Origin of the sequence: Empedobacter sp. UBA7252 (assembly GCF_002472765.1) — a bacterium.
Taxonomy (GTDB): Bacteria; Bacteroidota; Bacteroidia; order Flavobacteriales; family Weeksellaceae; genus Empedobacter; species Empedobacter falsenii_B.
Map to the genome: position 1 here is coordinate 1 of NZ_DKSQ01000002.1, position 14,795 is coordinate 14,795.

At 32.6% G+C, this 14,795-nt stretch carries 10 protein-coding genes; 9 read left to right on the plus strand and 1 reads right to left on the minus strand.

Annotation, left to right across the window (positions count from 1 at the left end; translation table 11 throughout):
- The first annotated feature begins 13 nt into the window (after window positions 1-13).
- From B2X73_RS00800 to B2X73_RS00810, 3 genes are read left to right on the plus strand one after another with little or no spacing between them, the layout of a single operon-like run.
- The gene (locus B2X73_RS00800; protein ID WP_414647154.1) at window positions 14-1,351 is read left to right on the plus strand and encodes an MFS transporter; all 1,338 of its coding nucleotides are present in this window, start codon (window positions 14-16) and stop codon (window positions 1,349-1,351) included.
- Window positions 1,352-1,370: 19 nt separating this feature from the next.
- Window positions 1,371-2,828, plus strand: a complete 1,458-nt coding sequence (locus tag B2X73_RS00805) for a tagaturonate reductase (protein WP_286495604.1) — start codon at window positions 1,371-1,373, stop codon at window positions 2,826-2,828.
- Between the two features lie 9 nt (window positions 2,829-2,837).
- Window positions 2,838-4,451, plus strand: coding sequence for a UxaA family hydrolase (locus tag B2X73_RS00810; protein ID WP_286495605.1), 1,614 nt, complete (start codon window positions 2,838-2,840; stop codon window positions 4,449-4,451).
- Window position 4,452: 1 nt separating this feature from the next.
- Here the strand turns inward: B2X73_RS00810 and B2X73_RS00815 are convergent, their stop codons facing one another.
- Window positions 4,453-5,475 (minus strand): LacI family DNA-binding transcriptional regulator, encoded by a 1,023-nt coding sequence (locus tag B2X73_RS00815; RefSeq protein WP_038330468.1) that lies wholly within the window; start codon window positions 5,473-5,475, stop codon window positions 4,453-4,455.
- A 448-nt stretch (window positions 5,476-5,923) separates the two neighbouring features.
- On the opposite strand from B2X73_RS00815, the gene B2X73_RS00820 reads away from it, so the two are divergent.
- From B2X73_RS00820 to B2X73_RS00845, 6 genes are all read left to right on the plus strand, one after another.
- Complete coding sequence (locus B2X73_RS00820; RefSeq protein ID WP_291095471.1) at window positions 5,924-7,816, plus strand: SusC/RagA family TonB-linked outer membrane protein; 1,893 nt, start codon at window positions 5,924-5,926, stop codon at window positions 7,814-7,816.
- Window positions 7,817-7,993: 177 nt separating this feature from the next.
- Window positions 7,994-9,157, plus strand: coding sequence for a hypothetical protein (locus tag B2X73_RS00825; protein ID WP_291095473.1), 1,164 nt, complete (start codon window positions 7,994-7,996; stop codon window positions 9,155-9,157).
- Window positions 9,158-9,175: 18 nt separating this feature from the next.
- A complete protein-coding gene (locus tag B2X73_RS00830; protein ID WP_221855142.1) occupies window positions 9,176-10,999 on the plus strand; it encodes a RagB/SusD family nutrient uptake outer membrane protein in 1,824 nt (607 codons plus the stop codon).
- 12 nt (window positions 11,000-11,011) lie between these two features.
- Window positions 11,012-12,703 (plus strand): DUF4957 domain-containing protein, encoded by a 1,692-nt coding sequence (locus B2X73_RS00835; protein WP_219034320.1) that lies wholly within the window; start codon window positions 11,012-11,014, stop codon window positions 12,701-12,703.
- 14 nt (window positions 12,704-12,717) lie between these two features.
- Complete coding sequence (locus B2X73_RS00840; RefSeq protein WP_291095475.1) at window positions 12,718-13,866, plus strand: pectate lyase family protein; 1,149 nt, start codon at window positions 12,718-12,720, stop codon at window positions 13,864-13,866.
- A gap of 30 nt (window positions 13,867-13,896) precedes the next feature.
- Window positions 13,897-14,795: pectinesterase family protein (locus tag B2X73_RS00845; protein ID WP_291095477.1), on the plus strand; the 899-nt coding region annotated here is incomplete at its 3' end.

The following is a 14,795-nucleotide window of genomic DNA, read 5'->3' on the forward strand; positions in this document are numbered from 1 at the left end:
CGACGCTCTTCCGATCTTTTATGCTGTAAGTATGTTATTTGCTGGCCGATTTATTGACAAAATGGGAACTAAAAAAGGTTTCTTATACGCTATTGCAATTTGGTCAATTGGAGCATGTTTACACGCTTTTTGTGGAATTGCAACAGCAGGGTATATTACAGATAATTGGTTTGTTGGATTTGCTGGAGCAAAAGAAATCTTAGAAAAAGTAAGTGACACCTCATTAATTATTTCAACAAGTGTTAGCTTATTTATTTTTGCTCGATTAATTTTAGCAATCGGTGAAGCTGGTAATTTTCCAGGAGCAATCAAAGCAACAGCCGAGTATTTTCCGAAAAAAGACCGTGCGTTTGCAACAAGTATTTTCAATGCTGGTGCTACTGTAGGAGCATTAGCTGCTCCTCTTACAATTCCATTTATTGCAAAATCGATGGGTTGGGAAATGGCTTTTATCATCATCGGAGCATTAGGATTTATTTGGATGGGATTTTGGATTTATTTATACCAAGTACCACACAAACATCCAAAAGTTAATAGCGCTGAATTAGAGTATATTCAACAAGATATAGAAGAAAATACAGAAACATCTACAGAAGGAAGAAAACTAACTTTTTCTGAATGTTTTAAATACAAACAAACGTGGGCTTTTATCTTCGGAAAATTTATGACAGACGGTGTTTGGTGGTTCTACCTTTTTTGGACTCCAGCTTACTTAAGTTCAGTCTACAAGATGGATAGCACACAAAGTGCCTTACCTTTGTTTGTACTTTACATCATCACATTACTTTCTATTATTGGGGGATGGTTACCAAAATATTTTGTCGATAAATTAAACATGAATCCATATTCGGGAAGAATGCGCGCAATGTTAATTTTTGCTTTCTTTCCATTATTGGCATTATTAGCTCAACCTCTTGGTGCAACCTCTTTTTGGATTCCCGTAATTATCATCGGTATTGCTGGAGCAGCTCATCAAGCTTGGTCTGCAAATATTTTCTCTACAGTTGGTGATATGTTTCCTAAAAGTGCTATTGCTACAATAGTTGGAATCGGTGGTATGGCTGGTGGAATTGGTTCTTTTTTGATCAATAAATCATCAGGAGTTTTGTTTGATTATTCACACAAAAACTGGACAACTATCGATGGTACTCCATTATTAGAAAAATATCCTCAATACATCAACGAAAGATTACCAGAAAATTTACTTTCAGATTTAGAAAAATCAGGAGCAATTATAGTTGATGGAATCAACAAAGGTTATATGATCATTTTTACAATTTGTGGGGTTGCTTATTTAACAGCATGGATTGTCATGAAAATATTAGTACCAAAATACAAAGTGATTAAATAATCAATTTAAATTCAATAACTTGAAAACAAAATTAAATAAAAAACTATATCATCAAGAAAATGAACTTCCTATAAAAATTATTCAATTTGGAGGTGGAAATTTTATGCGCGCTTTTACAGACTATGTAATCGATAAACTGAATAAAGATGCCAATTTTAATGCAGGAATCGCAAACATAAAAGTGACACCTTCTGGAAGTTCATTTCATACTTTTGAAGAACAAGATAATCTGTATACTTTATTTATTCGAGGAATTAAAAAAGGTGAATTGATTGATGAAAATCGTGTTATTTCTGCGATTCAAAAATCGATTAATCCTTATAAAGAATACCAAGATTTTTTGAAATTAGCAAAAGAAGAACAATTGGAATTTGTTTTTTCTAACACAACAGAATCTGGAATTGTATTTGATCCTTCAGAAAACAAATTAGAAAATGCGCCCCACGAAAATTTTCCTGCAAAATTAACTGCGTTCTTATATGAAAGATATCTTTATTTTAATGGAGATACTGACAAAGGTTTAACAATTATTCCATGTGAATTAATTGAGAATAACGCCATTATTTTGAAAGATTATATTTTAGAATACGCTAAATTATGGAACTTAGAAAATGAATTTATTACTTGGATTAACACTTCAAATAAATTTCATAATACATTAGTAGACAGAATTGTACCTGGATTTCCAAAAGATGATTTAGAAAGCTACACAAATCAGTTAGATTATGAAGATGAATTGATTGTCGTTTCAGAAGCGTTCTTATTTTGGGCAATTGAAGGCGATGAAAAATTGGAAGAAAAAATTCCTTTTAGTAAAGCAAATGAACAGATTTTGCTTGTCAAAAATATAGCACCTTATCGTACTTCTAAAGTTCGAATTTTAAATGGCGCTCACACTTCAATGGTTCCTTTTTCTATTATGTTAGGTATAGAAACTGTTCGTGATGCAATCGATAACAAAGTAGCTGGAGATTTTATTAAAAATATTATTTATAATGAAATCATTCCTATCCTTGATTTACCAGAAGAACAATTAAAAGAATATACAGAAGATGTTTTAGATCGATTTAGAAATCCTTTTATCAAGCACTATTTATCGAGTATAGCGTTAAATTCTATCTCTAAATTCAAAGTTCGTGTTCTTCCAAGTTTATTAGATTATGTAGAGAAATTCAATCAAATTCCGAAAGGAATTACATTTTCTTTGGCTTGTTTAATTCGTTTTTACAAAGGTGATTGGAACAATGAAGAATTACCTATAAATGATGACGAAGCGATTATAAGTGAGTTCAGAAATATTTGGAAAAACAATGATTATCAACAAATAAGTCATTCTGTTTTGAAGAATATAAATTTCTGGGAACAAGATTTGACAAAGGTTAATCAATTAGAAAATGAAATTGAAAAAGCTCTTCGGCTAATTGATGAATATGGAATTGAAAAATCTTATGAAATATATAGCAACCAAACGATTTAAGAGAAAAAAATGCAGAAAAAAGCTATAAAAGTTAATCCAACGGATAATGTAATTGTTGCATTAGTTGACCTAAAAGTAAATGAAATTGTGGTCGTTGATAATGCTGAATATGAAATTCAGAAAGATACGAATGCGAAACACAAGTTTGCTGCAATAGATTTTGTAGAAAATGACACGATTACGATGTATGGTATTACTGTCGGAAAAGCCGTTTGCAACATAAAAAAAGGTGAAGTTATTACGACTGAAAATGTAAAACATCAAAGTTCTAAAGTCGAAAAGAAAACAGCTACAACGTCATGGACTCCTCCAAATATCGATAAATGGAAAGACAAAACATTTATGGGATATCACAGAGAAGACGGACAAGTTGGAACGGAAAATATTTGGTTGTTTTTTCCTTTGGTTTTTTGCGAAAATAGAAATGTTGAAATTTTGAAAGATGTTTTCGAAAAAGAATTATTATTCGAAAAACCATCAAAACATCAACTGCTTTTACGTTCGTTAATTCAGAATTCTGATGAAAACGAGCAAGACACAGATGAAGAAGACACTAGAGTATTCAAAAATATTGATGTTAAATTCGTTACACATCAAGGAGGTTGTGGCGGAATTCGACAAGATGCTGAAGCTTTAGGAAGATTGCTTGCTGGATATGTAAACAATCCGAATGTCGCTGGTGCAACAGTCCTGAGTCTTGGGTGTCAGAATTTACAAGTTGATATTTTTAAAGAAGCTTTACATAAAATCAATCCTGATAATCAAAAACCAATTATCGTTTACGAGCAACAAAAATCTGGAACAGTTGATAATATGTTGAACGGTATTATTAAAGATTCGTTCGAAGCAATCAAAAAAGCCAATGAAATTGAACGTAAACCAGCTCCATTATCTAAATTAGTTTTAGGATTAGAATGTGGAGGATCAGATGGTTTTTCTGGTATTTCTGCTAATCCAACCTTAGGCTATTTATCAGATATTATGGCTGCAATTGGAGGTGCTACCATTTTGTCCGAATTTCCCGAATTGTGCGGAGTTGAACAAGAATTAATCAATCGTTGTGTGAATGAAAAAGATGCCGAAAGATTTTTACAATTAATGAAAGATTTCGAAGATTCTGTTGTTGCCGCTGGTTCTGGATTTGACATGAATCCTTCTCCTGGAAATATAAAAGATGGATTAATAACAGATGCGATGAAATCTGCTGGTGCAGCTAAAAAAGGGGGTTCCTCTCCTATTCAAGATGTTTTAGATTATACAGAATATATCAAAAAACCTGGTTTAAATTTGCTATGTACACCAGGAAATGATGTTGAATGTACAACTGCATTAGTCGGAACTGGATCTAATATCGTCTTGTTCACTACAGGTTTAGGAACGCCTACTGGAAATCCTGTTGCCCCTGTTGTAAAAATTTCTTCGAACATAGCATTACAAGAAAAAATGCCTGATATTATCGATTTTAATACGGGAGAAATCATTACTGGAAATAAAACAATTGAAGAAACCGCTAACGAACTTTTAGAATTTATCATAAAAGTTGCAAGCGGTGAAGTCAAAGTAAAAGCTAAGATTTTAAATCAAAACGATTTTATCCCTTGGAAAAGAGGCGTTTCTTTATAACCTATTTTCTTTTCGAAGATTTTCGAATATGAATTTGAGGATTTAAAACAACCTTTTTTTCTATGCTTATCCCTGAAAAATTTTCGTTCATATATTCCAGAAATACTTGAGCGGAAATTTTTCCCATTACATCTGGTGTCTGATCTACACTACTAATAGGTAATTCCATATATTGCGTAAATGGCTCATTACTAAAACCTATTATTGCAACATCTTCAGGAATGCTTATATTTTTCTTTTTCAATTGTTGACAAGCTCCCAACGCTGCATAATCACTGGCCGAGAAAATACCATCTGGTGGCGATGATAAATTCCATAATGTTTTTATTGCTTCAACCCCATCTTCTATCGAACTTTTAATTGAAAAAACATATTCTTCTTTAAAAGCTAATTTATTATCTTTCAATGCATCGATATAACCATTGTAACGATTCTGATAAATCTCTAAACGCAAATCTCCAGATAAATGACAAATTCTACGACAACCTTGTTTAATCAAATGCTCGGTTGCCAAATATCCACCCTTATAATCATCAATTGTTACAGTACTGATTCCTGCAATATCTTTTTTACGGTCAAAAAATATGATTGGAGTATTAGATTCTTTTGCAGTTTCTATGTGCGAAATATCTTCCGTCGTTTTAGAAACAGACATAAAAATACCATCAACCTGTGCATTCAATAATGTATTTAGTTGTTTTCTTTCTAAATCTACATCTTCGTGACTTTGACAAATAATAACATGGTAACCATGTGGAGACAACTCCTCTTCTATCCCACGAATTAGAGATGAGAAAAAATTTGTATTAATATAAGGAACAATAATCCCAATATTATTTGTCTTCCCACTTTTTAGAGCCTGCGCTAAAGTATTTTGTTTGTAATTAAGCTCTTTAGCAGCTTTCATAACCAACTCTTTCGTTTTCTGACTAATTTTAGGATGATCGTTTAAAGCCCTCGAAACGGTAGCAGCACTAATATTCAATTTTTCAGAAATATCATATATTGTAGCACTTTTTTTCATAATAAGGTAAAATTCAAGTTCGTTATCAAGATTCGGTAAATATAAATTAAATCTCAATAGTATTATATAGTAATGTATAAATTACAATGGTTCTAAAACTATTAAAAAGCATTCAAAACACATTTGTAATCGATTACAAATTTACTTCAATTTATATATTTTTATATTCAAAAATTCAATAAATCACCAAAAAAATTATGATCTAAATTAACCACTTTAGCTTATTTAAGTTAGAGTATATATAAATATCAGTCAACACAAACAGATATTGTATTAAATATCAATAACTAACAAATAGATTAATTATTTTTTATAAATTTTAATATTTTATTTGATTTTAAAAAAAATAGTTATATTTTAGTGTACTATATACACTTTTATATTTAATAATGTAATCGATTACGCTAAAAATTATTTAGTTTAACAGAAGAAACACAAAACCACACATATGAGGATATCTAAAATTAAGTTATTCACGCTTTTGCTTCTACCAATTGCGAGTTTTGCGCAAGAAGAAATAAAAGTTTCCGGAACAGTTAAATCATCTATTAATAATTCACCTCTTAATGGAGTTGACATTTATGTAGATGGGACAACGTACGAAACAATTACAGATGAAAATGGATTTTATGAAATTGTTGTTCCAGATAACTCGACTTTAACCATTACCTATGATGGTTATGAAATACAGACTATTCCTGTTAATAAGAAAGGAACAATCGATATAAAACTGAAAGATCTTGTTGCAACAGAGCAACAAAATCTAAATGAAGTTGTTGTAATTGGATATACAACTGTAACACGTGATGAATTAACAGGTTCTGTGGCAAGTGTAAATGCTGATCAGATAAAAGATATGGCAGTAAATTCTGCTGCTGAAGCTATACAAGGTCGATTAGCTGGTGTACAAGTTAGTATGTCCGAAGGTGCACCAGGAGCTGATGTTACAATTAAAGTTCGTGGAGGCACATCGATTACACAAGACAACAGCCCTCTGTATATCGTGGATGGAATACAAGTAGAAAATGCCTTATCTATTTTATCTCCACAAGAAATTGCAAGTATTGATGTTTTAAAAGATGCAGCTTCTACTGCTATTTATGGTGCGAGAGGTGCAAACGGTGTTGTGCTTATTACGACAAAAAGTGGTTTCAACATGCCTACACAAGTTACTTATTCTAATTATACTGGATTTAGAGAAATTCAGAATAAGTTAGAAGTAATGACTCCGTATGAATTTGTACGTTATCAGTATGAATTGTATAATATTAATAATGATGAGCAATTAGCAGATTCTTTCAGAAAAAGATATGGAGATTTTAACGATATAGATATCTATAAAAGTATGGAAGCGAGAGATTGGCAAGAAGAAGTTTTTGGTAGAAAAGCTTTTTCTCAAAATCATAACGTTTCGATTGTTGGTGGAAATAAATCGACTGATTTCAGTTTAAATTTAAATCACATCAACGAAGATGGAATTATGCTGAATTCTGGTTACAAAAGAAATTTAGCAAACTTCAAATTAAATCATAAAATCAGCGACAAAGTAAAAACGGGAGTTAGTTTTAGATATAGTAAAGATAAAATCATGGGAGCTGGTACTTCAAATACAGGTTCTCAATCAAATAACAGACTTCGTAATTCAGTGAGATATCAACCTTTTGCTGCTCCAGGAAACGAATCGTATGTTGATTTCTTCGATCCAGATTATTATGCACAAACAAACCTTACAAGTCCTGTTTTGCTAGCGAATAATGAAGTAAGAGAAGACGAAAGACAAAACCTTTTGATGAATGGTTACTTGTCTTGGCAAATTGTCAAAGGGTTAACCTTCAAATCTGTTTTTGGTTATGTACAAACAGATCGCAATGACAATAGTTTTTACGGAAATATCACAAGTGTTGCAATGGCAAATGCTAATCTTCCTGTGGTTGATATGCGTGCAAGTCAAACAAGAAGAATTTCAAATTCAAATACATTACAATATTCACCAAGATTAGGTTCTAATCATAAACTAGATGTAATGATTGGACAGGAAATTGTAAAAACAGACGGAGAAACATCAAGAACGTATATCAAATGGTTACCAAAAAATATTTCGGCTAATCAAGCATTTTCTAATTTGCAAAGTGCGGTTCCTCCTGCAGGAATGGTACAAGATCCAGTTTCAACATCAGTAAATGTGGATCGATTGGCTTCGTTTTTTGGACAAGTTAATTATTCGTTCAATAAAAAATATATGTTAACACTTTCTGTCAGAACAGACGGATCGAGTGTATTCTCTCCTGATAATCGTTATGCTACCTTCCCTTCTGCTTCATTTGCTTGGAATGTTGCATGAGAAAATTTCTTAAAAGATTCTTCTTGGATTGACGAACTAAAATTACGTTTAAGCTATGGTACTTCGGGTAATAACCGCATTGAGCCATTCTTATATTCAACATTCTTTAGTAGTTCAAGTAACTGGGGATATTCATTTGATAATGCTGTAGTTCCAGGTTTAGCTCCTAATGAAAGGTTGGCAAATTCGGGTGCAAAATGGGAAAAAACAATTTCTAAAAACATTGGATTAGATTATACTTTATTCAATAAACGTGTTTATGGTAGTATCGATGCTTATGTAACAAATACAAAAGATTTATTATTATTGGCTAAAATTCCGCAAACAGGCGGATACGAATACCAATATCAAAACTCTGGTGAAACGGAAAACAAAGGAATTGAATTTACAATAGGTGCTGATATTGCGAAATCTAAAAACTTTAAATGGAATGTAAACTTCAATATTTCTCATAATCAAAATGTTATCAAATCTTTAGGAAAAGATGTAACTGGTGATGGTCTACAATACTATTATCAATCATCTGGATGGGTAAATAATTTGCAAGATTTCAAAGTTGAAGTAGGTAAACCTATCGGACAATTCTATGGTTATGTAACAGACGGATGGTACAAAGTGAGCGATTTCGATTACAATCCATCAACTCAAAAATATACATTAAAAGCTGGTGTTGCAAGCAATTCTGCTGCGGCATTAGGTTCAAAAGATGTGCGTCCTGGAGATTTAAAATTGAAAGATTTAAATAACGATGGAATAATTGATGATAATGATAAAACAGTTTTAGGAAATGCTCAACCTAAATTCTATGGTGGATTTAATCAACAATTTCAATGGAAAAATATCGACCTAAGTATGTTCTTCACTTATTCTGTTGGTAATAAAGTTTACAATGCCAATAAAGTTGAGTTTACAACACAATATTTATACCGCGACAACAATATGTTAAAAGCAGTTGCTGGAGCTTGGAGAAATTTTGACGATAACGGAAATCGAGTAACAGATCCTACACAATTAGAAGCTCTAAACGCAAATGCTACATTTTGGTCACCTCCTTCTGGAAATTATATTTTACATTCTTATGCCATCGAAGATGGATCTTATTTAAGATTAAGCAACGTTACAGTTGGTTATTCTTTACCAGAAGATATGTTAGCAAAAACGAAATTTATTAGCAAAGTAAGAATCTACGCAACAATCAATAATTTATTTACAATTACTGGTTATTCTGGTTATGATCCTGAAGCAAATACAAGACGCACAAGTCCTTTAACTCCTGGAGTTGATTACGCTGCCTATCCACGAAGCAGATTTTTCTTAACAGGTATTAATGTTACTTTCTAATCTCAAAACACATCAAAAATGAAAACAAAAACAATTATAAAAATATTAGGCGTTAGCATCGTTTTATTAACAACAACATCATGCGATGATTATTTGGATGTTAGTAGCCCTTCCAATACTTCCGAAATAGAGGTTTACAACGATGCAAGTTACACTTACTCTGCTTTGGTTGGCGTATATAATCAATTGGCTGGTGATAATGGTTACGGAAACAGAATTTCTTCTATCATTGGACAAGCTGCAGATGATTTCAAAACATCAGGTGATTACAATTGTAACGATCGTCGTGGAATTAGTATGTACAATGCATGTCCTACAAATCCAGAATTAGACAAACCTTTCCGTCAATTATACACAGGAATCGAAAGAGCAAATTTATTAATTTATAATATTCCGACATCTGATGTCTACAAATCTGGAAGTGATAGTGACAAAAAGTTAATGGATAGATATTACGGAGAAGCATTGACGTTAAGAGCGCAATATTATTACGAATTAATCAGAAACTTTGGTGATGTTCCATTTCAAGATAAACCATCTTCTCAGTACGAACATATTTTCCTTCCAAAAACTGATCGTGATGAAGTGTATGAAGTTTTATTAAATGATTTAGAAACTGCTTCAAAAGTTATTCCATGGAGAGCCGAATCTGGAGATCCTACAACACGAATTACAAAAGCTTTTGTGAAAGGCTTACGTGCTCGTATTGCACTTGCTAGAGCTGGATATTCGTTGAGAAGACAGCCTGTACAGATGGTTAAAGGAACAAATCCAGAAAAATATTACCAAATTGCTCGCAACGAAACGTTTGACATTATGCAACAACGTGGAAGTCATAATATCAATCCAAATTACGAAGATGTTTTCCGTGCTATTCACGAAGGTCGCATGGATAATACAAACGAAATGATTTTTCAAGTAGGTGCTTTTGGCGGAAATGCGCGAACTGATAGTAAACTTGGTTATTACAACGGATTACGTCATAATGCAGCTTCTAAATGGAATGGTGGTGGCGGAATAAATGCTTTACCAACTTATTTTTATGAATTTGATAAATATGATCAAAGACGAGATGTAACAATCAATGCGTTCGAAATTAATGCAGATGATTTAACACAGGTGGTAAAAATTGATGCTTTAACAGACGGAAAATTTAGAAAGTCTTGGACAAAAGTAACTGGTCCTTCTCAAAATGTTGGAATCAATTGGCCTATTATGCGTTTTGCTGATGTTTTATTAATGTTTGCTGAAGCAGAAAATGAATTAAATGGTGGACCAACAGCTGCTGCAATAGATGCTTTAAGAGAAGTTAGAGCAAGAGCTTATGCGAACAATCCTGATAAAATGCCTGCGGTTACAGCGAATGGTTATCAAGGCTTTTTTGAGCAAATTGTACACGAAAGATTATTAGAATTTGGTGGAGAATCTATCCGAAAATATGACTTAATCAGATGGAATCTTTTAGGTCAAGTGGTAACAGAAACTCGTGTTAAATTACAAAATCTATTAGATGGAACGGGAGAATATGCCAATGTACCTAAATACATTTATTACAAAATTGGTAAATACGATCCAACGCAAACTGCACAAAAAACTGTTTTGAATTTAGATACTTATTTTGTTGGAAATGATAAAACAGAATTGTTTTACACGCCTTCTGTAGCTTCTACTCCAACGGGATATACACGCATAAACTGGCAAACTGGAATGGCTGCGACAATGATTAACGACGAGCGAAAAGGTTGGTTACAATATTACAAACCAAATCATTCAGAACTGTTGCCTATTTATCAAGACATCATCAATACAAACTATAATTTAACACAAGATTACGGATACTAAAACACAATTATTATGAAAAAAACTTTTTATAAAATATTGATTATAGGAACAGTATTACTTACTGCAAATGCTGTAATCTCTTGTAATGATGATGAATTTCAGTCAGAATCTAACGATCCAATGAGAATGTTTACACCATTGTCTTTATCTGCCGAAAATTTTGAAACAGAAACTAAAGTCACATGGTCACCTTCTCTGTATACTAATAATATTGACGAAACTTATACAACAGAAGTTTCAAGCGATTCGTTATTTACAAATCCAAAAGATATCATTTTAACAAAAAAAACAGATTCTGCTGGAGTTGTTATTACGGATCAAGAAATTCCCGTGAGAAAAAATTTCTTTATACGTGTTAAAACAAATGCTTACGAAAACAGACCAGAATCTCACTGGTCTGTTAGTAAGCGAATTAAAATTATTGGAATCCAAATTTTGCATCCTATTTATGATCCAAATATTCTGGAGAATCAAGCAACGGTTAGTTGGGATGTAACTGCTGGAGTAACTGAATTGAGATTTCAAGCATATACACAAGTTTCTGGTCAGGATCCTGTTTATGTTAGCGATCCTATTATAAGTCAAATTACAAGTAGCGAAGCTACTGCTGGACTTAAAACAACAAAAGGGCTTAATCCAAGTACACGATATACAGTCGAAATTTATAAAGGAAATACAAGCGTTGGTTCTCAGAATTTCACGACTAAATCGTCTACAAGTTATAGTGTTATTGCTAATTCTGGCGATGATTTAATCACCTTGATTAACAATGCAAAAGATGGTGATATCATTGGATTAAATCCTGGTAAATATGATTCTGGAGATAAATTGTTTGCAATTAATGCGAAGAAAATTTCATTGATTGGAATTTCTGGAAATCCAGAAGATACAAAAGTTTCTTTCAAAGAATTTACGTTAAATGATACTGGGGCTGGTTTACATCTAAAGAATATCGAATTAGATGGAAGCGCAAATACGGCAGATTATTTAATCAATTTGACAAGCAGCAGCAGCAATGGTGCGAAGGCTAATTTTGCAAATGTATTGATTGAAAACTGTATTGTAAGTAGTGTTAAAACCTCAGCTTTCAGAGCAAATAGAGGTCCAAATAGCGGATATGTAATGGATAAATTTGAGATTAAACATTCTTTCTTCAAGAATTTCCCAGCTTCATCTTACGGATTTTTACATTTAGACAAATTAGTTTTTAACGAAGTTAATATCGAAAATTCAACATTTACAGAAGTTGGAGATTTATTTATTCGATACAGAGAAAGTATTACTACGCCATCTGCTAACGCAACAATTAATGTCAACAATTGTACAATTAATAGTTTTGGACAAAGTTCTTCTTTTCCACTATTAGACAATAATAACGTGCCGATCAAAGCTAATTTTACCAATAATATTATTGCAAATTCGCCAAGAGTTGGAGGAAGTTTATCGAGTAATAATTTAATTCGTTTAGCTACTTCAAGTACAGCTGTTTTTACGTTCAACAATTTCTATAATTTGACGAATGGTAAAGCAGCTGATTTACAAAAACTTGTTTTTCCTACTGGAGGAGTAACTTCTACGAATAATCAAGAAAATGCTCTAAATTGGACAAACACAACAATTGATTTTACATTACCAGTCAATTCTCCATTAAGAACTGCATCTTCTACAGGTGCTGCGATTGGAGATCCAAGATGGTGGAATTAATTAAACGATAAAAAATGAAATCACACATCGCAATTACATTTATATTTTTAATTCATTCATGTTTATTTGCACAGAATTTACCTGCTTTTCCTTCTGCCGAAGGATATGGCAGGTACAGTTCTGGTGGACGAGGTGGAGAAGTCTATATTGTCACAAATCTCAACGATTCTGGTAAAGGAAGTTTACGATACGGAATTCAAAAAAAATTGAGCAGAACAATCGTTTTTGCTGTTTCTGGAAACATTATATTGCAATCTCCTTTGGATATTAATTACGGAAATATTTCTATTCTTGGACAAACTGCTCCTGGAGATGGTATTACGGTTTCTAATTATCCTGTAACCATCAAATCTGACAATGTAATTATTCGTTACATGAGATTTCGTTTAGGCGATTTAGCAAAAGTAGAAGGTGATGCTTTGGGTGGTCGAAATGCACAAAATATAATCATAGATCATTGTTCGGTAAGTTGGGCTACAGATGAAAACATCTCGTTTTATCGTGTCAAAAATCTTACAATTCAATGGTCTATCATATCAGAAGCTCTTAATAAATCTATCCATGTAAAAGGAGCGCATGGTTATGGTGGAATTTGGGGTGGTGAGCCTGCAAGTTTCCACCACAATCTAATTATGAGTAACAATAGTCGAAATCCTCGTTTTAGTGGGTCAGAATCAACGATGAATCCTGAAGATGAAATGGTTGATTTTCGTAATAATGTAATTTTTAATTGGGGCGCAAATTCTATTTATGGCGGAGAAAAAGGAAAATATAATTTGATTAATAATTATTTCAAATCTGGACCAGCCACAAAACATAAAAATAGAATTGTAAATCCTTCTATTCCATATGGTAAATTTTATGTCAACGGAAATTTTGTAAAAGGTTATGCTGATATAACAGCAAATAACTGGAATGGCGGTGTACAAGCCGATGAACCTTTAAAAGCAAAAGCTGAAACTGAATTTGGTAAAAATGAAATTATCACTCATTCTGCTGAAAATGCCTACAAAATGGTTCAAGCACATGCGGGAGCAAGTTTAAAACGCGATGAAGTTGATAATCGATTAATTGGTTATTTAACAAACGGATATCCAAAAAATATGACCGGAATTATCGATAGTCAAACAGAAGTTGGCGGATTTCCTACGTTAAAAACATAAAATATTCCTACAGATACAGATCAGGATGGAATGGACGATGAATGGGAAAAAAGAAATAATTTGAAAGTTGGCATTAACGATGCAAACGGTTACAATTTATCAAGTCAATATACCAATTTAGAAGTTTATGCAGAATCATTAGTTTCAGAAAAGATTAATTCAGCGAATAACAAAGTCAAAGATTATGATTTTATTGTAGCGAAAGATGGTTCAGGGCAATTCAAAACTATTCAAGAATTAATTGCTGCACTACCCGATTTTAGTCGAGTTCCTGTAAAAGTTTTGATTAAAAATGGTGTTTACAAAGAAAAAATCACCTTACCTCCTTCTAAAACGATGATTAATTTTATTGGTGAAGATCAACACAAAACCATTTTGACGTATGATGATTACGCATCAAAATTAAATAATATTGGTCAAGAAATTGGAACATCTGGTTCGGCTTCATTTTTTATTTTTGGAGATAATTTTTCAGCCGAAAATATAACATTCGAAAATAGCGCAGGCGAAGTTGGACAAGCTGTTGCTGTTCGCGTTGATGCAGATAAAATAAAATTTACAAATTGTCGGTTTTTAGGAAATCAAGATACGTTATATTTAGTGAAAAGCGGAAGCAGACAATATTTTAAGAACTGTTACATCGAAGGTACAGTCGATTACATTTTCGGAGCAGGAACCGCTTATTTTGAAAACTGTCAGCTAAATAATAAAGGGAAAGGATACATTACAGCGGCATCAACGACAGAAGATCAGAAATACGGTTTCGTTTTCGAGAATTGTAAGATTTCTGGGAACAATCAAGATTCTCATCATTTGGGAAGACCTTGGCGACCTTTTGCTCAAACTACTTTCATCAATTGTGACATGGATTTGTCTGTTAAAGCAGAAGGTTGGAACAATTGGGGGAAAGTTGCAAATGAATCTACAAC